Here is a 17796-nt window from a genome sequence, read left to right as displayed (position 1 = left end):
TTTTATGTCATCATTTGTTAAATATGAAAAAGAGTTCACTCATCATACATACGATAAAATAGAAAAATTGTAGAAAAACATGAGTTTCTCTACAATCATCAGAGGTCACATCAGGTGATCTCTTTTTATCTTATTTAAACCGGTGCGCCTCGTACACAGATGGTTTTGTATAGTAAGTCAATGCTTTTACTTCTTGGTCACTTAAAGAACGTGCATTGGCCGCTGCCGCATTTTCTTTTAACTGTTCCACCGAGCTTGCGCCAAAAACAACGGAACTAACCGCAGAATTCTTAAGCAAATATTGAATGGACAGCTCTGTGAGTGATAGGTCATAAGCGACTTTCTTTAAAGAAGGAATGACTTGCTGAAGCTCGTCAAATGAATATTGAAGATAGCCGTTTTTTTGAATCGAGGCACTTGCTTGCGAAAGTGGTTTTTCGGTTAAAAGCCCTTTTGCTAAAGGTCCTCTTGCCACGACACTAATGCCTTGTTCTTCAAGAAGAGAGAACCATTCCTCTGGACGGCGGTCGAGTAAACTATATTGCATCATGACACTGACGATGTTTGATTTTTTGGCGTATTCTTTAATGACGTTTGGACGGATAGAAGAGATGCCATAATAGCGAATAACGCCTTCTTCCACTAATTCTTCAAAAGCCTCAATCGTCTCATCGATAGGATCATTGATCGTGCCTCCGTGCAATTGGTATAAATCAATATAATCTGTTTGCAGCCGCTTGAGGCTTTGTTTTACGGCTTCTTTTATGTATGCCTTTGAAGGGTCCCAGTCCCAGCCAGATTTGCCTTTTTCAAAGCGGTTGCCGCCTTTTGTGGCCAAAATTAAATCTTGCCGCCTGTTTTTAATCGCTTCCCCGACAATTTCCTCATTTGTCCCAAAATCATATAAATCGGCTGTATCCAAATAGTTAATTCCAAGATCAATGGCTTCATCTAATAAAGAGAGCGCTTTTCCTTTTTCTGTTCCTAGGGACATACATCCTAGAGCCGCTTCGCTCACCAAAAGATCCGATGTACCAATTCGTCTTTTTTTCAATTCCATCACACTCCTATTCCTTCACATTAAGTGAAAAAAATCTGGAATTCAAGCTAGGTGACTTCAAATGGCGCATTGAAGCAAGCGTCCGCATTTCGCTTCTCTTAAATCATCTATGTTAAAATGAATGAAGTAAAAAGTGAAAGTAGAACGAGGAGCTGACAAAATTGAAGGACTTTGAAGAAAAAACATTATCGACTAAAGAATTATACAACGGAAAAATCATTGATTTGGTTCTTGAAGATGTACAATTGCCAAATGGAAAACAAGGCAAACGCGAAATCATCAAACATCCTGGTGCAGTAGCCGTCATTGCTCGGACAGACGAAAATAAAATCATCTTGGTCAAGCAATACCGTAAAGCACTAGAGAGAGCCATCGTTGAAATTCCGGCTGGTAAATTAGAGCCAGGGGAAGAGCCGGCACATACAGCACTGCGAGAATTAGAAGAAGAAACAGGATACACCACTCAGAAGCTTCAAAAGCTGACAGCCTTTTATACATCACCAGGTTTTGCAGATGAAATCGTCCACATGTATCTTGCAGATCAGCTAGTTCCGCTTGAAGAAAAAAGAGAGCTGGATGAAGATGAATTTGTTGAAGTGATGGAAGTTTCATTAGAAGAAGCCTTGCACCTCATTGAAAAGCAGCATATTTATGATGCAAAAACAGCCTATGCCATTCAGTACTTACAACTGCAAGAGGTACTTAAGTCAACAAAATGAGGGAGTTTTTTGCAGACATCCATATTCATATTGGCAGAACAAGAACAGGCAGAGCTGTTAAAATTACAGGTGCAAGGTCACTGACAATTGACCAAATTCTCATTGAAGCAACGCAAAGTAAAGGGATGGGGATGATTGGTGTGATTGATGCACAATCTCCAGAAGTCCTAGAAGAATTAATAGAAGGTGTAGAGGAAGGCAAGTACACTGAACTAAGTGATGGCGGTCTATCATTTGAACAGACCGTGCTGCTTTTAGGCAGTGAATTAGAAATTAACGATAACCATTCAAAAGGTCCGATTCACGTGCTTGCATTTATGCCTACACTGCGCAAAATGGCTGAGTTCTCCGCATGGCTCGCGCTACATATGAAAAATGTGCATTTGAGTTCACAGCGCCTCTATGTGGATGGGAAAACACTTCAGCATAAGGTCAAGGAGCTAGGAGGCTTATTTATTCCTGCTCATATTTTCACCCCGCATAAAAGCTTATTTGGCAAAGGAGTCAGCACGTCTTTAACGGAAGTGTTCGATCCGGACCTCATTGATGCTGTTGAACTAGGACTTAGCTGCGATACGTCAATGGCGTCCCAGTTAAGCGAACTGAACCGTTATCCCTTTTTAACGAATTCAGACGCTCATTCTTTAGGAAAAATCGCGCGAGAATATACAAAAATCCGCATGGACCATGCCTCTTTTGCCGAATTTAAACTAGCCCTTGAAGGGAAAGGGGGGAGAGCCATCACAGGAAATTATGGGCTCGCCCCGCGGCTTGGGAAGTACTATCATACAACCTGCGAGAAGTGCGGATTAAGACCTCGCGCGCTAGATCAAGAAAAGTGTCACGCATGCGGACATACCCGGATGACAAAAGGAGTGAGTGAGCGTTTAAAGGAGCTTGCTGACCAGGAAAGTGACAAAGGAACAAGACCTCCTTATGTTCATCAGCTTCCGCTTCAATTTATTCCGGGTGTTGGAGCCAAAACGCTGGAGAAGCTAAAAGCCGTGTTTCACACAGAGATGAATATCCTTCATCAAGCAACAGAACAAGAACTAAAAGCTGTCCTGCCAGAAAAAACAGCCAATTACATCATTAAAGCAAGAAAAGGTGAAGTCGAACTGATCGCTGGCGGGGGCGGAGTGTACGGTAAGGTGGATATCAATCATGAATCAAGTTAACTGGACAAGTGAAACGTTTGAACAATTGACAAAAGAGGATCTTTACCTGATCTTAATGGAAAGAGTCAATGTGTTTGTTGTTGAACAAACATGCCCTTACCCTGAAATTGATCACCGGGATCAAGAAGCCTTTCATCTGATGGCAAAAGAGGACGGCACGATTGTGGCTTATTGCCGAATTTTTCAAAGCGGAATCATGTACGAAGAGGCGTCCATTGGCCGCGTTCTTGTGACGCAGGCAGGCCGAAAAAAAGGCTATGGAAAAATCCTGCTCAGCAAGGCTTTGGAAAAGCTGAATGACTTAGGTGAAACAAGTGTCAAAATTCAGGCGCAGGCCTACCTGAAATCGTTTTACGAATCCTTTGGTTTTAAGGCCGTTTCAGATTGTTATGATGAAGATGGGATTCCTCATCTTGATATGGTGAAAACAGAAAGATAGGCGTGTAGACGTCTATCTTTTTTATGTCGCATCGTGTATCATAACGTCAACGAAAGGGGTTTTGCCAAATGGGAAAAAGCAATGCAAAGAAAAAACGAGAACATATTGAAAGGCAGCACAGCCGAAACCCGGAACTGTCGAGAGGAACCATGGCGCACTTTAGTACACATGAAAGAAAGACTAAAACAAAACAAGAAGCCTTGCAGCACATGATGAAAAAACATAAAAAAAGGAATGCTTATGATCACTATCAAGAGGATCATAAGCATTTTTATTTTGCTTTTTTGTGACAACTAGTTCAAATAAATGGAAAGTTTTAAAAAATAGGACAAACGGTCGTTTCTTTTTGTCTAAAAATGTAGTTAAATGGCAAAAAGATGAAAGGGAGAGTGAGTATTGTGAACGTCAAGTCAATTGGAGCAGGGCTTTGTATGGCAAGTATGATGTTGGCATCGGTCACGTTCGGCGCCTCACATATTTCTGCAAAGGAACAAGCAAAAAAAGAGTACATGATCGGCTTTTCTTCTTCCGTTCAAGATCATACACAAAAACAGCTTGTTGAAGAAGCTGGTGGACATGTAAAAGAATCCATAGAGCAGATAGATATGATGAAAGTTTCCTTGAATGAGGCATCGAAAAAGAAACTAAATCAGGCAAAAGAAGTGACCTTCATTGAGGAGGACCAAAAGGCAAAAACAAGCGGTCAAACGATCCCATATGGCATCAAAAGCATCAAAGCACAAAAGGTACATAAACGGGGATACGCTGGACAAAATGTCAAAGTAGCCGTTCTTGACAGCGGCATTGATGGCAAACATGAAGATCTACATGTCACCGGCGGAGTCAGCTTTGTTCCAACAGAGTCAGATCCGCTTGTTGACCCGCATGAACACGGGACGCATGTGGCGGGCACAATTGCAGCGTTAGATAATAAGGTAGGTGTCGTTGGTGTTGCGCCAAAAGCTTCTATCTATGCGGTCAAGGTGGCAGATGAAAATGGTGATGGCTACTATAGCTGGATTATTAAAGGAATTGAATGGGCCATTGAGAATGACATGGATGTCATCAATATTAGTATGGGAGGAGCAAGTGAATCTGAAGCGCTGAAAGAAGCGGTAGATCGAGCATATGACAAAGGTATTCTCATTGTGGCTTCTGCTGGGAATGCAGGAAGTTATGGCTCTCTCAACACGGTTGACTATCCAGCCAAATACAGCTCAGTGATAGCGGTTGCTTCTGTTGACCAAAGAAAACAAAGAGCTTTTGATTCATCTGTAGGCGAAGAAGTGGAAGTTTCAGCACCAGGCGTTTCAACGCTCAGCACTATTCCCCATAATGAATATGGCTACAAGAGCGGAACATCCATGGCATCACCGCATGTAGCAGGAGCTGCGGCTGTCATTCTATCAAAACATCCGAATCTGACAAACGATGAAGTACGCGAGAGACTTTCAAAAACGGCTACACAGCTTGGAGATCCTTTTTACTATGGTGCTGGGCTTGTGAACGTACAAAAAGCGGCACGATAAATGAGAAGAGAGAGCGGTGTTTAGGCTGCTTTCTCTTTTTTCTTTCAATAAAACTGTCATGTTTCGTAATCTCTCTCATAGAATCTAGTAATCTTTACTATTTGGGAGGAAGACGCATGCGGAAAAAGTCTTGGAAGGAACATCTTCTTCAGCACGTAAAAGACCATCTATCGATTTATTTGTTTGTCTCTGTACTCTTTTTAATGGGTGTAATCTTTGGGGCCATCATCGTCAATAGTATGACAATTAGTCAGAAAGAGGATTTATTCTATTATTTAAATCAATTTTTTGGTCAGCTGACAAATGAGAAAGCAGCAGAATCAAAAGAAATGTTTTTGCAAAGCTTTTTGCATCATATGAAATATTTAGGTCTTATGTGGATACTAGGAATATCTATCATTGGCCTGCCGCTCATCTTTCTCATGATCTTTTTAAAAGGAATTGTCGTTGGGTTTACAGTTGGTTTTCTAGTAAATCAAATGGGGCTGAGTGGTTTCTTCCTTTCGTTCGTATCGGTTCTTCCGCAAAACATATTGCTTATTCCGGCCTATTTAGTGATTGGGACATGCGCGATTGCGTTTTCCATTCGTCTCATTGGGCAGCTGTTCATGAAAAAAACCATCAGTCAAGCACCTGTTCAGTGGTTCGCCCGTTATGCATCTGTTCTTCTGATGATTTTAGCGCTTGCTGCACTTTCGTCCTTTTTTGAATCGTATGTCTCCTTCATGCTCATGAAAAAGCTGGCAGGTGTTCTTTTTTCATAAATTTATAATTGTTATTAAATAATAATCAATTTATTTATTAATTTAAAATGATTATAGTTGGCTCCCAGCACATCATTTGATATAATGATCAAGTAATGTGGCGTAGGAGGGAAAGTCAATGGAAAATCGGATTGATCGAATTAAGAAACAGCTTCATTCTTCCAGCTATAAGCTCACGCCACAGCGTGAAGCAACAGTCAGAGTACTGCTTGAGAATGAAGAAGACCATTTAAGTGCAGAAGATGTATACCTCCTCGTAAAAGAGAAGTCTCCTGAAATTGGTCTTGCTACTGTTTATCGAACGTTAGAATTGCTAACTGAACTGAAAGTTGTTGATAAAATTAACTTTGGAGACGGCGTTTCGCGATATGATCTTCGCAAAGAAGGAGCCGCCCACTTCCATCACCATCTTGTCTGCATGGAATGCGGGACAGTCGATGAGATAGAAGATGATTTATTAGAAGACGTTGAAGAGATTATTGAACGTGACTGGAAATTTAAAATTAAGGATCATAGATTGACATTCCATGGCATTTGCCACCGGTGTCATGATGATGAATCCGGCAAATAATCCGAATTGGAACCTTTTCATTTAAGATGAAGAGGTTTTTTGCATTTTCTCTGTATATTCCTTGTCCCACCTGGCATATGCTGAAGTAATGAGAAGCTGAGAAAGGACATGAGAATCATGCGAAAATGGCTCAAAACAACAGGTGAAGTGATGAAGGTATTTATCTTGTTCACTGGTTTTACCGTCCTGTTCTATTATGCTATGATATGGATAAATTCAGAATATGAAAGCTACCATCGTTATGATAAACCAGAGGGTGCAGCAATTAAAGTGATGGAAATGGATCAGCCGAATCAAGACAACTGGCAAGACCGATTGATTTATTTTTATCAAAACGGGGAGTAGAAATCATTGAACGATCAATTATCCGACTTTATTCATTTTATGACAGTAGAGAGAGGACTCTCTGAAAATACCATTGTTTCTTATAAACGAGATTTACAGAACTACTTGTCTTTTTTAATGACACATGAGCAGCTGACAGATATAAAAGATGTCACTCGCCTGCATATCATTCATTATTTAAAACAGCTAAAAGAGGAAGGGAAATCGAGCAAAACGTCAGTACGGCATCTCTCCTCGATCCGTTCCTTCCACCAATTTCTGCTCCGGGAAAAAGTGACAACAGATGATCCGTCATGGAACATTGAAACGCAAAAAACAGAGCGGAAATTACCGAAAGTTCTATCACTAGAGGAAGTCGAAAAGCTGCTTGATACACCAAATCAGCACACTCCATTTGACTACCGTGACAAAGCGATGCTCGAGCTCTTATATGCAACAGGCATTCGCGTCAGTGAAATGCTGGACCTGACCCTTGCCGATGTTCACCTCACAATGGGCTTTATCCGTTGTTTCGGTAAAGGAAGAAAAGAGCGGATTGTGCCAATTGGTGAAGCTTGCGCAAGTGCGATTGAAGAATATCTCGAAAAGGGCAGAAGCAAGCTGCTAAAAAAACAGCCGGCAGATGCCTTATTTCTCAATCATCACGGGAAAAAAATGTCGCGGCAAGGCTTCTGGAAGAATTTGAAAAAAAGAGCTCTTGAAGCAGGGATTCAAAAAGAACTCACCCCCCATACACTCAGGCATTCATTTGCAACACATCTGCTTGAAAACGGTGCAGACCTAAGAGCTGTGCAGGAGATGCTCGGACATGCCGATATCTCGACAACACAAATTTATACACATGTGACGAAAACAAGACTGAAAGATGTGTATCACAAATTCCATCCAAGGGCATAAGTAAAGCATGACACGGTGAACGTGTGTCATGCTTTTTCATGTTTGCACCGTTTATGGTTGTCAACCGGCTTGTAAACGGTTTATACTTGAGATGTCAGACCTCTCTTTTTGAAAGGTTAAAAGACAAGAATATTGAAGGAGGCGCTTTTTAATGCCTGATTATCAGTATAAACGCATTTTCCTCGTCGTAATGGATTCAGTAGGAATTGGGGAAGCACCTGATGCTGCTGAATTTAATGATGTAGGTGCAGATACACTAGGACATATTGCTGAAAAAATGAACGGGCTTCATATGCCGAATATGGCGAAGCTTGGGCTGAGTCATATTAAAGAAATCAAAGGAATTCCAGCGGATGAAAAACCGCTTGCGTATTATGGAAAAATGCAAGAGGCATCAAATGGTAAAGACACAATGACAGGACACTGGGAAATCATGGGTCTTTACATAGACACACCGTTCAGAGTTTTTCCAGACGGATTCCCAGATGAACTACTAAATGAACTAAAAGAAAAAACAGGCAGAGGCATTATTGGAAATAAACCTGCGTCTGGTACTGAAATTTTAGACGAGCTTGGCGAAGAGCACATGAAAACAGGCGATCTAATCGTTTATACATCTGCGGATTCTGTGTTGCAAATTGCTGCGCACGAAGAAGTGGTGCCATTAGATGAACTTTATCGTATTTGTGAAATTGCACGTGAGCTCACATTAGATGAAAAATATATGGTTGGCCGCGTTATCGCTCGTCCATTTGTCGGGGAGCCTCGGGCATTTGTCAGAACACCAAACCGTCATGACTATGCTCTAAAACCATTTGACCGTACAGTCATGAATGAGCTGAAAGATGATGGGCTCGATGTGATTGCGATCGGCAAAATCTCTGATATTTATGATGGAGAAGGAATCACCTCTTCTCTCAGAACAAAATCGAACATGGACGGAATGGACAAGCTGGTCGATACACTTAAAACAGACTTTACGGGACTCAGCTTTTTAAACCTTGTTGACTTTGACGCCCTTTACGGACATAGAAGAGATCCAGAGGGTTACGGAAAAGCACTAGAGGAATTTGACGCCCGTCTTCCTGAAGTATTTGACCTGTTAAAAGAGGATGATCTTCTTGTCATTACAGCAGATCATGGAAATGACCCGGTTCATCACGGAACAGATCATACAAGAGAATATGTTCCGCTCATTGCTTACAGCAAAAAGCATCAAGGAGCAAATGAACTGTCAACTTCAAAAACCTTTGCTGATCTTGGAGCAACGGTCGCAGACAATTTCAAGACAACGATGCCAAAATACGGCACAAGCTTTTTATCTAAACTCAAATAGGGGGAAATCTCGTGGGAGCACAGTTTTCAGAAGCGGCGGCATACATTAAACAAGCATCGACATACGTACCAACAGTTGGATTGATCTTAGGTTCAGGACTTGGCATTTTAGCAGATGAGATTGAAAATCCAATCAAATTGAAATATGAAGATATTCCTGGATTTCCTGTTTCAACAGTAGAAGGTCATGCAGGACAGCTCGTCATCGGGACGCTGAAAGGCACTGTCGTATGTGCGATGCAAGGACGTTTTCACTTCTATGAAGGATATGATATGAAGCAAGTGACGTTTCCAGTCCGTGTGATGAAAGAAATTGGCATTGGGACATGCATTGTGACAAATGCAGCCGGCGGTGTGAATACTTCATTCCATCCAGGCGATCTCATGCTGATTACAGATCATATCAATATGATGGGGACCAATCCATTAATTGGACCAAATGACAGTCAAGGCGTTCGTTTTCCTGATATGTCTGCCCCATACGATAAAGATTTGCTGGCACTTGCAGAAGAAACAGCTCAGCGCTTAGGCATATCTGTACAGCAGGGTGTTTATGCAGGGATGACAGGTCCTTCATATGAAACACCGGCTGAAGTTCGTTTCCTCAGAACACTTGGCGCAGATGCTGTAGGCATGTCGACGGTCCCAGAGGTGATTGTTGCGCGTCATGCAGGAATCAAAGTGCTAGGTATTTCTTGTATTTCTAATGCGGCATCAGGTATTTTAGATCAGCCGCTGTCTCATGATGAAGTCATTGAAGTAACCGAAAAAGTGAAAGCGAGTTTCCTTGATTTAGTAAAAGACATTGTCAAACAACTCTCATAGCATGTTTTAAGAAGCCTTCTGTTTATCGACAGAAGGCTTTTTTTATGTCAATCATATGATCTCTGAATAAAACAGCCTCGATGAGGAAAAAATAGAAAGGATTACGATAATGGAGGTCTGCCACTTGAAACGTCATATATGTGCATTGTTTATTTTAATGATCATTATCTCAATGGTTTCACCATCAGCGATAGCAAAAGAAAAGATTGAAAAACCAGAAGAAAAACAAACATCAGAATTGGTGCACGAAGCCAAATCAGCCATCTTAATAGAACGTGACACGGGAAAAGTGCTTTACAACAAAAACAGCGATGAAAAGCTGGCACCCGCAAGTATGACCAAAATCATGACGATGCTTCTCATCATGGAAGCCATTGATCAAGGAAAACTGAAAATGACTGACAAGGTAAGAACAAGTGACTATGCAGCTTCAATGGGAGGGTCACAAATCTTTCTTGAACCTGGAGAAGAAATGACCGTGAAAGAAATGCTGAAAGGCATTGCGATTGCGTCTGGAAATGATGCTTCAGTTGCCATGGCAGAGCATATTGCCGGATCTGAAGAACAGTTTGTCGAGCAAATGAACAAAAAGGCAAAAGAACTCGGTCTCACCTCTACGGTCTTTCAAAACCCAACAGGACTTCCTGAAAAAGACCATTACAGTACAGCTCATGATATGGCAAAAATGGCAAAAGAGCTGTTGAAATATGAACAAATCACCAAATTCACAGGTGTCTACGAAGACTATCTCCGTCAAAACACAGATAAAAAATTCTGGCTTGTGAATACGAACCGATTGATTAAATTTTATCCAGGTGTCGATGGGTTGAAAACAGGTTTTACAGGGGAAGCCAAATACTGTTTGACTGCATCCGCTAAAAAAGGAAACATGCGCGTCATTGCAGTTGTTTTCGGCGCAAGTACACCAAAAGACAGAAACGCCCAAGTGGTCAAAATGTTAGACTATGCATTTAGTCAATACACCACACACCCGCTTTACAAACGAGGACAAGATGTAGCTGAAATCAAGGTAAGCAAAGGGACAAAGAAAAAAATTAAGCTTGTCACCTCTGAACCAATCTCCCTTTTAACGAAAAAAGGCGAAAATGTGGATCAGATTAAAAAAGAAATCAAACTGTCTCAGGATGTTACGGCCCCATTCTCAAAAGGAACGGAACTTGGAACCATTGTCTTGAAAAAAGACGGAAAAGTGCTGCATGAAAGCCCTGTTCAAGCCAAAGAAGGAATGGAAAAAGCGGGCGTTTGGACATTCTTCAAACGAGCGATGGCTGAATTTGTGAAATGGAAATAAAAAGGAGAAGGCTGCTGAAACAGGCAGTCTTTTTGCTATGAGGAAGAAGAAAAGAACATCTAAATGTGACGAATGGTCACTAGTTTTGTCATGGTGAAGGATTTACTTGATAAAAAAGAGAAACAATCTTTATCCGAAATTAGAGCAAGGAGGAATAAAAAGATGAGCCTTGATATTAATTTTCAAGTAAAAGAGAGCGTACTTTGCATTCGATTAACAGGAGAGCTCGATCATCACTCCGCAGAAACATTGAGACAAAAGGTGACGAATTATTTGGAAACAGAGGACATTCGCCACATTGTGCTCAATTTGGCTGATTTAACGTTTATGGACAGCTCAGGTCTCGGAGTGATTTTAGGAAGATATAAAGAAATTAAGCAGCTTGGCGGAGAAATGGTCGTCTGTGCTATTTCGCCAGCAGTGAACCGGTTATTTGATATGTCTGGCTTATTTAAAATCATCCGTATGGAGCCTTCAGAGCAAACAGCATTGCAAACATTGGGGGTGGCATCATGAGGAATGAAATGAACCTGACCTTCTCTGCATTAAGTCAAAATGAATCCTTTGCGAGGGTGACAGTCGCGGCGTTTATCGCCCAGCTTGATCCGACATTAGATGAATTAACAGAAATCAAAACCGTTGTGTCAGAGGCGGTGACAAACTCTATTATCCATGGCTATGATGGGAATCCAGATGGTAAGGTGCATATCGAAGTCACACTTGATGATCATGTTGTGTACCTCACCATCCGTGACGAAGGTATGGGCATTACAGATCTTGAGGAAGCAAGACAGCCGCTTTTCACGACAAAACCAGACTTAGAACGCTCTGGAATGGGCTTTACCATTATGGAGAATTTTATGGATGATGTCATGATAGACTCATCTCCAGAAATGGGCACAACCATCCGTTTAACAAAGCATCTATCAAAAAGCAAAGCGCTTTGTAATTAAAGGAGCTGCTCATATGGATGTGGAGGTAAAAAAGCAAGCAAAAAAAGCCCAGCTGTCAAATGATGAAGTCAAAGAGCTCATCAAAAAAAGCCAAGACGGTGATCAGCAAGCAAGAGACCTCCTCGTAGAAAAAAACATGCGTCTTGTTTGGTCCGTTGTTCAGCGCTTTTTAAATAGAGGATATGAACCAGATGATTTGTTTCAAATTGGCTGTATTGGACTGCTAAAATCTGTTGATAAATTTGATTTGTCATATGATGTGAAGTTTTCGACCTATGCTGTCCCAATGATCATTGGTGAAATCCAGCGATTCATTCGAGATGATGGAACAGTCAAAGTCAGCCGGTCACTAAAGGAACTTGGTAATAAAATCCGGCGGGCAAGAGATGAATTGTCTAAGTCTCACGGAAGAATGCCGACCGTCCTGGAAATAGCCGAATATCTAGATATCACACCAGAGGATGTCGTCCTCGCCCAAGAAGCGGTCCGAACGCCGTCGTCGATTCATGAAACGGTGTATGAAAATGACGGGGACCCGATTACATTACTTGATCAAATTGCCGATCATTCAGAAGAAAGATGGTTTGATAAAATCGCGCTGAAAGAAGCGATCAAGGAATTAGAAGAACGAGAAAAACTCATTGTGTACTTAAGATATTATAAAGACCAAACACAATCTGAGGTAGCGGAGAGACTCGGCATTTCACAAGTACAAGTCTCGCGGCTCGAAAAGAAAATTTTAAAACAAATCCAAATGCAAATGGATCAAAAAGAGAGCTAGCCAATTCGGCTGGCTTTTTTCGTGTGGTAATTACCGGTAAATCAAGTTCTCTCGGTATGAGAACCATTTTTCACCACATACTATTTTTAACCCATCGTATAGGAAGTGACTTGGATGGACGGACAAATCTTTCTTCGGCTGCGCCATCGCATTAAGACCGGTAATGATCAGCTCATTTATTTAGAAGATATCGCCCAAATCACTGGTGATGAGTTTGCTGTGCAAAAGCTTAGCAAGATGCCGATATATCATGTCAGTAAAAAGGATCGTCACATCGCCGTTCTTGATATCATGCATGTGGTCAAAACGATCAAAAAAACATGGCCAGACATCGACATTCAAACCGTCGGAGGCGCTGAAGCCATTGTTGAAATTGATACAGGCAAACGCCAGCTTTCTCCCGTTTTATTTGTGTTCGTGTGGCTCCTATTATTTGTCGGAGCGGCGCTTGCCATTATGAATTTCCACGAGGATGTCAGTATGCGGCTCGTTCATATCCGCCTATATGAAATGATCACGGGAAAAACGGTTGAGCATCCTTATTTATTGCAAATTCCATATAGCTTCGGTCTAGGCTTTGGCATGATTTTATTTTTCAATCATGTATTTAAAAAGCGTTTAAATGAAGAACCAAGTCCGCTCGAAGTGGAGATGTTTAAATATCAGCTCGATCTCGATCATTATGTCGCCCTTAAAGAAAATAAAGAGACAATGAAAGATATCCATGATCGGTAAGTGGCTTTTTGTCGCGTTAGTTGGACTTGGCGGCGGTTTAACGGTAGGAGCAGGATTTGTAGCATTTCTCACAGTGCTTGGCATCATCCCTCGTTTAATGCAATTAACGAAAACGCAGCGCTTCATACAAGGATACGAGGCAGCTGTCATCACCGGGGCGGTCGTTGGCGGCTGGGCAACCTTGAGCGAGGTGCATTTGCATTTATCCAAATGGCTGGCGCTCCCGATCGGTCTTTTGGCTGGCATTTTCGTCGGCATGCTTGCGGCTGCGCTGACTGAAGTATTAAATGTACTTCCTATATTAACGAAAAGAATTGGAATGGACGGGAAAATTGTTTTGCTTCTCATGGCCATTGTCTTAGGCAAAGTATTTGGTTCACTATTCCATTGGCTGATTTATATTTAAAAATTTGGAGGGAACAACCGTGTCGAGTTTAAAAGAGAACTATCCATCTAAGGTGAAAACGTATCAGCCCAAACCTCCTTATGTCCTCAACTGCATCAAGGCTTTTCTTGTTGGTGGATTGATCTGTGCCATAGGCGAGGGGCTGCAAAATTTCTATATTCACTTTTTTGATTTTAATGAAAAAACAGCAGGGAACCCAACAGTGGCGACCCTCATTTTAATTTCTTCTATATTAACTGGTATCGGTATTTACGATAGAATCGGCCAGTTTGCCGGAGCGGGATCGGCTGTTCCGGTGACAGGATTTGCAAACAGTATGACAAGTGCTGCCCTTGAGCATAGAAGTGAAGGGCTTGTTTTAGGGGTTGCCACCAATATGTTTAAGCTTGCTGGGAACGTCATTGTATTTGGTGTCGTTTCGGCATATGTCGTAGGGATCATTCGATACGTCTTGGAAAAGATGTTTTCGTAGGAGGAATGAAACGTGAAACTAACAGGTAAACAATCTTGGGTTTTTGAGCACAAGCTTTACGTCAATGCAGAGGGAACAGCTGCAGGGCCGAAAGAAAAAGAAGGACCGATTGGTCATTTAATTGATAAAACGTATGACGAAATCCATTGTGATCAAAAGAACTGGGAAATGGCTGAAAGAAAACTTATGGAAGATGCGATATCCAGTGCTTTATCAAAAGCAAATTTACAAAAAAGCGATATTGATCTATTGCTGGCAGGAGATTTACTCAATCAAAACGTCACAGCAAACTATGTGGCAAGAGAATTGAAAATCCCGTTTCTTTGTTTGTTTGGGGCATGCTCAACCTCAATGGAATCGGTCGCCATTGCGTCAGCACTCATTGATGGCGGTTTTGCCAATAGAGCCATTGCAGCGACAAGCAGTCATAATGCAACGGCAGAACGCCAATTTCGTAATCCAACAGAATACGGGGGACAAAAACCAGATACAGCCACAAGTACCGTCACTGGTAGCGGGGCCGTTATTATTAGCCAAGAGCCCTCTCCAATTCAAATTACAAGCGCTACAGTAGGCAGGGTGATGGATCTTGGAATTACAGATCCATTTGACATGGGATCGGCCATGGCTCCGGCAGCGGCAGATACCATCAAGCAGCATTTAGAAGACCTCGGAAGAACGGTGGACGATTACGATCTGATTTTAACAGGGGATTTATCTGGTATTGGTTCACCAATTTTAAAGGATCTTCTGAAGGAAGAAGGCATTCAGCTTGGGAGGAAGCATGATGATTGCGGTTTAATCATCTATACACCCGATCAAAATGTATTCGCTGGTGGGAGCGGCTGTGCTTGTTCAGCTGTTGTGACATTTAGTCACATTTTTCAAGAAATGAAAGCAGGAAATCTGCAAAGAGTACTCGTTGTGGCAACCGGAGCGCTTCTAAGTCCAATGATGGTCCAGCAAAAAGAGACCATTCCAACCATTGCGCACGGTGTCGTATTTGAGCGTGCAGGAGGAGAGAGCTAATGGATTATCTTATCGCTTTTGTTGCAGGCGGACTTATTTGCGTCATTGGCCAGCTTTTACTAGACGTACTCAAACTTACGCCTGCACATGTCATGACCACCTTTGTTGTGGCGGGTACCATCTTAGACGGATTCGGTATTTATGATAAATTTATTGAATTTGCAGGTGCGGGCGCAACCGTACCAATCGTCAGTTTTGGTCATAGCTTGCTTCATGGGGCGATGCATCAGGCAGATGTACACGGGTTCATCGGAATCGGGATCGGTATTTTTGAATTAACTTCTGCTGGAATTTCAGCTGCGATTTTATTCTCGTTTATTATCGCTCTTATCTTTAAACCGAAAGGATAACCTAATATGGGGCAAAGACGGAAAGTCATTTTAGTGACAGACGGAGATATATATGCTGCCAAAACCATTGAGCTTGCTGCTAAAAATGTCGGTGGGCGATGTATTTCCAGCTCAAAAGGAAATCCAAGCAAACGAACAGGACCTGAACTTGTGCAGATGATTTTAAAAACGCCGAATGATCCAGTGTTTGTCATGTTTGATGATTCTGGTCTGACAGGTGAAGGAACAGGGGAGATAGCGATGAAGCATGTGGCGCGTCATCCTGAAATTGAAGTCATTGGGGCGATCGCCGTTGCATCCAAAACACATCAAGCTGAATGGACAAAGGTTCATGTTTCCATTGACCGGGAGGGTGAACTGACAGAATACGGTGTCGACAAGCATGGTCTTCCTGAGATGGAGCCTCATAAAATGAGTGGAGATACCGTGTATTGTCTTGATTCGCTCGATCTTCCGTTTGTTGTTGGAATTGGAGATATTGGCAAAATGGGACGGAAAGATGATCTGAGCAAAGGGTCTCCGATCACAATGAAAGCAGTCGAATTAATTTTAGAAAGGAGTGGTTTCCATGAAGAAAGACAAGGTAAACGTGTACCGAGATCCGAAGAAAAATGAAGATTACTTTAAAGAAAATGTCGGAATGGGTCTCAGCTTTGACCTTGGCGTGCGGAAAATTTATATACACGATCAGGAAATCCAACTTTACTATGTAAATGGACTGTGTGACACACAGTATGTCATCTACTTATTAAAAGAGCTAGTTGAAATCAATGACAACGAACCTGAATCAGATGACATGGCTCGTGTGATTGAGAATCGTCTTGTTAATCAGCAGGTCTCAAAGGTTGAAACACTTGATGAAGCGGTAGACCAAGTGCTGTCGGGCCTTGTGGCAGTTGTAGTTGAAGGTGAAAACTACGCATTTATCATTGATGTCAGAAGCTATCCTGGCAGAATGCCAGAGGAGCCGGATACAGAAAAGGTTGTCCGGGGCGCAAGAGACGGTTTTGTTGAAAACATTATTGTCAATACAGCACTCATACGAAGACGGGTGCGAGATGAAAAACTGAGATACAAAATGCTCAAAGTAGGCGAACGTTCGAAAGCGGATGTATGTGTTTGCTACATTGAAGATATTGCGGACCCAGATCTTGTCGATATCATAGAGAAAGAAGTGTCAGGAATCAAAGTCGACGGGCTGACGATGTCTGATAAAACAATTGAAGAATTCATTATTAAACAAGGATACAATCCCTTTCCCCTTGTACGTTACACTGAGCGTCCAGATGTCGCCGCTAACCATATACTAGAAGGGCATGTCATCATCATTACGGATACATCTCCTAGTGTCATCATTACGCCAACCACCATTTTTCACCACGTTCAACATGCAGAAGAATACCGCCAAGCACCCGCAGTTGGTACGTTCCTAAGATGGGTACGCTTTTTAGGCATTTTATGTTCAACGTTTCTTTTACCAATTTGGTTTCTGTTTATCCTTGAACCAAGTCTTCTGCCAGATCATTTAAGCTATATTGGCTTTAACAAACCGTCCCATATTCCAGTGATTTTACAAGTATTTCTAGCTGATTTTGGGGTGGAATTTTTAAGGATGGCTGCAATTCATACGCCAACCGCATTGTCGACCGCCATGGGGCTGATTGCGGCTGTTTTAATTGGGCAAATTGCCATTGATGTCGGTTTATTTACACCAGAGGTTATTTTATACGTCTCACTAGCGGCAATTGGTACATTTACAACCCCAAGCTATGAGCTGAGTGTCGCCAATAAGATTGTACGACTCATCATATTAGCGCTCGTGGCGATCTTTAAGCTGAATGGACTCATCATTGGTTTTACGTTGTTACTCATCTACTTAACATCCATTCGTTCATTGCAGACGCCTTATATGTGGCCATTTATTCCTTTTAATGGGAAGGCTTTGTGGCAAGTGCTGATTCGGACGTCTGTTCCTGGCTCAAAAGTAAGGCCAAGCATTGTTCACCCTCAAAACAGATCAAAAATTCCGCCAAATTCTTAACGCTCATTGAAAGTGGCTGAAGATTGTGATATTGTATTTTTAACTTTGAGAAACG

The 17796-nt window shown here is 41.9% G+C and carries 23 protein-coding genes; 22 read left to right on the top strand and 1 reads right to left on the bottom strand.

Features of this window, described 5'->3' with window-relative positions; translation table 11 throughout:
• Positions 1-130 precede the first annotated feature (130 nt).
• On the bottom strand, positions 131-1054 hold the full coding sequence (locus tag MHI33_RS13105) for an aldo/keto reductase (protein WP_065098340.1): 924 nt from the start codon (positions 1052-1054) through the stop codon (positions 131-133).
• A 167-nt stretch (positions 1055-1221) separates the two neighbouring features.
• Between MHI33_RS13105 and MHI33_RS13100 the strand changes: the two genes are divergently transcribed.
• The 22 genes from MHI33_RS13100 to MHI33_RS12995 all read left to right on the top strand — a co-directional run bounded on the left by MHI33_RS13100 (position 1222) and on the right by MHI33_RS12995 (position 17741).
• The gene (locus MHI33_RS13100; protein ID WP_044141058.1) at positions 1222-1779 is read left to right on the top strand and encodes an NUDIX hydrolase; all 558 of its coding nucleotides are present in this window, start codon (positions 1222-1224) and stop codon (positions 1777-1779) included.
• Positions 1776-2957, top strand: a complete 1182-nt coding sequence (locus tag MHI33_RS13095) for a TIGR00375 family protein (protein ID WP_113767387.1) — start codon at positions 1776-1778, stop codon at positions 2955-2957. The genes MHI33_RS13100 and MHI33_RS13095 overlap by 4 nt, the downstream gene beginning before the upstream one ends.
• Positions 2944-3396, top strand: coding sequence for a GNAT family N-acetyltransferase (locus MHI33_RS13090; protein WP_340911826.1), 453 nt, complete (start codon positions 2944-2946; stop codon positions 3394-3396). The genes MHI33_RS13095 and MHI33_RS13090 overlap by 14 nt, the downstream gene beginning before the upstream one ends.
• Before the next feature lie 68 nt (positions 3397-3464).
• On the top strand, positions 3465-3686 hold the full coding sequence (locus MHI33_RS13085) for a hypothetical protein (RefSeq protein WP_217012288.1): 222 nt from the start codon (positions 3465-3467) through the stop codon (positions 3684-3686).
• A 108-nt stretch (positions 3687-3794) separates the two neighbouring features.
• Positions 3795-4925, top strand: a complete 1131-nt coding sequence (locus MHI33_RS13080; protein ID WP_113767384.1) for a S8 family peptidase — start codon at positions 3795-3797, stop codon at positions 4923-4925.
• Between the two features lie 116 nt (positions 4926-5041).
• Positions 5042-5689: a stage II sporulation protein M gene (gene spoIIM / locus MHI33_RS13075; RefSeq protein ID WP_034661156.1), complete on the top strand. Its 648-nt coding sequence runs from the start codon at positions 5042-5044 to the stop codon at positions 5687-5689.
• Between the two features lie 118 nt (positions 5690-5807).
• Positions 5808-6260, top strand: a complete 453-nt coding sequence (gene fur / locus MHI33_RS13070; RefSeq protein WP_003215577.1) for a ferric iron uptake transcriptional regulator — start codon at positions 5808-5810, stop codon at positions 6258-6260.
• 117 nt (positions 6261-6377) lie between these two features.
• Complete coding sequence (locus MHI33_RS13065) at positions 6378-6605, top strand: YqzK family protein (RefSeq protein ID WP_003215798.1); 228 nt, start codon at positions 6378-6380, stop codon at positions 6603-6605.
• A gap of 6 nt (positions 6606-6611) precedes the next feature.
• Positions 6612-7502: a site-specific tyrosine recombinase XerD gene (gene xerD / locus MHI33_RS13060; protein WP_044141062.1), complete on the top strand. Its 891-nt coding sequence runs from the start codon at positions 6612-6614 to the stop codon at positions 7500-7502.
• Positions 7503-7653: 151 nt separating this feature from the next.
• Positions 7654-8838: a phosphopentomutase gene (gene deoB / locus MHI33_RS13055; protein WP_282058907.1), complete on the top strand. Its 1185-nt coding sequence runs from the start codon at positions 7654-7656 to the stop codon at positions 8836-8838.
• Positions 8839-8849: 11 nt separating this feature from the next.
• Positions 8850-9662, top strand: a complete 813-nt coding sequence (locus MHI33_RS13050) for a purine-nucleoside phosphorylase (RefSeq protein WP_065098335.1) — start codon at positions 8850-8852, stop codon at positions 9660-9662.
• A gap of 157 nt (positions 9663-9819) precedes the next feature.
• The gene (locus MHI33_RS13045; RefSeq protein ID WP_376700014.1) at positions 9820-10974 is read left to right on the top strand and encodes a D-alanyl-D-alanine carboxypeptidase family protein; all 1155 of its coding nucleotides are present in this window, start codon (positions 9820-9822) and stop codon (positions 10972-10974) included.
• A 162-nt stretch (positions 10975-11136) separates the two neighbouring features.
• On the top strand, positions 11137-11490 hold the full coding sequence (gene spoIIAA / locus MHI33_RS13040; RefSeq protein ID WP_065098333.1) for an anti-sigma F factor antagonist: 354 nt from the start codon (positions 11137-11139) through the stop codon (positions 11488-11490).
• A complete protein-coding gene (spoIIAB, locus tag MHI33_RS13035; protein ID WP_012010447.1) occupies positions 11487-11927 on the top strand; it encodes an anti-sigma F factor in 441 nt (146 codons plus the stop codon). The genes spoIIAA and spoIIAB overlap by 4 nt, the downstream gene beginning before the upstream one ends.
• Before the next feature lie 13 nt (positions 11928-11940).
• Entirely contained in the window at positions 11941-12708 is a 768-nt protein-coding gene (gene sigF / locus MHI33_RS13030) for an RNA polymerase sporulation sigma factor SigF (RefSeq protein ID WP_044141067.1), read from the top strand.
• A gap of 114 nt (positions 12709-12822) precedes the next feature.
• Positions 12823-13443, top strand: coding sequence for a stage V sporulation protein AA (locus MHI33_RS13025; RefSeq protein WP_034661143.1), 621 nt, complete (start codon positions 12823-12825; stop codon positions 13441-13443).
• Complete coding sequence (locus MHI33_RS13020; RefSeq protein ID WP_044141069.1) at positions 13433-13849, top strand: stage V sporulation protein AB; 417 nt, start codon at positions 13433-13435, stop codon at positions 13847-13849. Before MHI33_RS13025 ends, MHI33_RS13020 begins: the two co-directional genes overlap by 11 nt.
• 19 nt (positions 13850-13868) lie before the next feature.
• Positions 13869-14321: a stage V sporulation protein AC gene (spoVAC, locus tag MHI33_RS13015; protein ID WP_065098331.1), complete on the top strand. Its 453-nt coding sequence runs from the start codon at positions 13869-13871 to the stop codon at positions 14319-14321.
• A 12-nt stretch (positions 14322-14333) separates the two neighbouring features.
• Positions 14334-15350, top strand: coding sequence for a stage V sporulation protein AD (gene spoVAD / locus MHI33_RS13010; RefSeq protein ID WP_044141070.1), 1017 nt, complete (start codon positions 14334-14336; stop codon positions 15348-15350).
• On the top strand, positions 15350-15700 hold the full coding sequence (gene spoVAE, locus MHI33_RS13005; protein WP_007501045.1) for a stage V sporulation protein AE: 351 nt from the start codon (positions 15350-15352) through the stop codon (positions 15698-15700). Before spoVAD ends, spoVAE begins: the two co-directional genes overlap by 1 nt.
• 6 nt (positions 15701-15706) lie before the next feature.
• Positions 15707-16315, top strand: coding sequence for a stage V sporulation protein AE (locus tag MHI33_RS13000; protein WP_003216039.1), 609 nt, complete (start codon positions 15707-15709; stop codon positions 16313-16315).
• Positions 16269-17741 (top strand): spore germination protein, encoded by a 1473-nt coding sequence (locus MHI33_RS12995; protein ID WP_044141071.1) that lies wholly within the window; start codon positions 16269-16271, stop codon positions 17739-17741. Before MHI33_RS13000 ends, MHI33_RS12995 begins: the two co-directional genes overlap by 47 nt.
• Positions 17742-17796: the final 55 nt, after the last annotated feature.

It is taken from the genome of Bacillus sp. FSL K6-2971, from assembly GCF_038006405.1.
GTDB classification, from domain to species: Bacteria; Bacillota; Bacilli; order Bacillales; family Bacillaceae; genus Bacillus; species Bacillus pumilus.
Note: the sequence above shows the minus strand (reverse complement) of the source record. Positions and strands in the feature narration are given on the sequence as shown.

Excerpts from the sequence above, each read along its gene's own strand:
- MHI33_RS13095 (WP_113767387.1), top strand. The coding sequence starts at position 1,776 with ATGAGGGAGTTTTTTGCAGACATCCATATTCATATTGGCAGAACAAGA.
- MHI33_RS13090 (WP_340911826.1), top strand. The coding sequence starts at position 2,944 with ATGAATCAAGTTAACTGGACAAGTGAAACGTTTGAACAATTGACAAAA.
- MHI33_RS13085 (WP_217012288.1), top strand. The coding sequence starts at position 3,465 with ATGGGAAAAAGCAATGCAAAGAAAAAACGAGAACATATTGAAAGGCAG.
- spoIIM (WP_034661156.1), top strand. The coding sequence starts at position 5,042 with ATGCGGAAAAAGTCTTGGAAGGAACATCTTCTTCAGCACGTAAAAGAC.
- fur (WP_003215577.1), top strand. The coding sequence starts at position 5,808 with ATGGAAAATCGGATTGATCGAATTAAGAAACAGCTTCATTCTTCCAGC.
- MHI33_RS13065 (WP_003215798.1), top strand. The coding sequence starts at position 6,378 with ATGCGAAAATGGCTCAAAACAACAGGTGAAGTGATGAAGGTATTTATC.
- deoB (WP_282058907.1), top strand. The coding sequence starts at position 7,654 with ATGCCTGATTATCAGTATAAACGCATTTTCCTCGTCGTAATGGATTCA.
- MHI33_RS13045 (WP_376700014.1), top strand. The coding sequence starts at position 9,820 with ATGATCATTATCTCAATGGTTTCACCATCAGCGATAGCAAAAGAAAAG.
- spoIIAA (WP_065098333.1), top strand. The coding sequence starts at position 11,137 with ATGAGCCTTGATATTAATTTTCAAGTAAAAGAGAGCGTACTTTGCATT.
- spoIIAB (WP_012010447.1), top strand. The coding sequence starts at position 11,487 with ATGAGGAATGAAATGAACCTGACCTTCTCTGCATTAAGTCAAAATGAA.
- sigF (WP_044141067.1), top strand. The coding sequence starts at position 11,941 with ATGGATGTGGAGGTAAAAAAGCAAGCAAAAAAAGCCCAGCTGTCAAAT.
- MHI33_RS13025 (WP_034661143.1), top strand. The coding sequence starts at position 12,823 with ATGGACGGACAAATCTTTCTTCGGCTGCGCCATCGCATTAAGACCGGT.
- MHI33_RS13020 (WP_044141069.1), top strand. The coding sequence starts at position 13,433 with ATGATCGGTAAGTGGCTTTTTGTCGCGTTAGTTGGACTTGGCGGCGGT.
- spoVAE (WP_007501045.1), top strand. The coding sequence starts at position 15,350 with ATGGATTATCTTATCGCTTTTGTTGCAGGCGGACTTATTTGCGTCATT.
- MHI33_RS13000 (WP_003216039.1), top strand. The coding sequence starts at position 15,707 with ATGGGGCAAAGACGGAAAGTCATTTTAGTGACAGACGGAGATATATAT.
- MHI33_RS12995 (WP_044141071.1), top strand. The coding sequence starts at position 16,269 with ATGAAGAAAGACAAGGTAAACGTGTACCGAGATCCGAAGAAAAATGAA.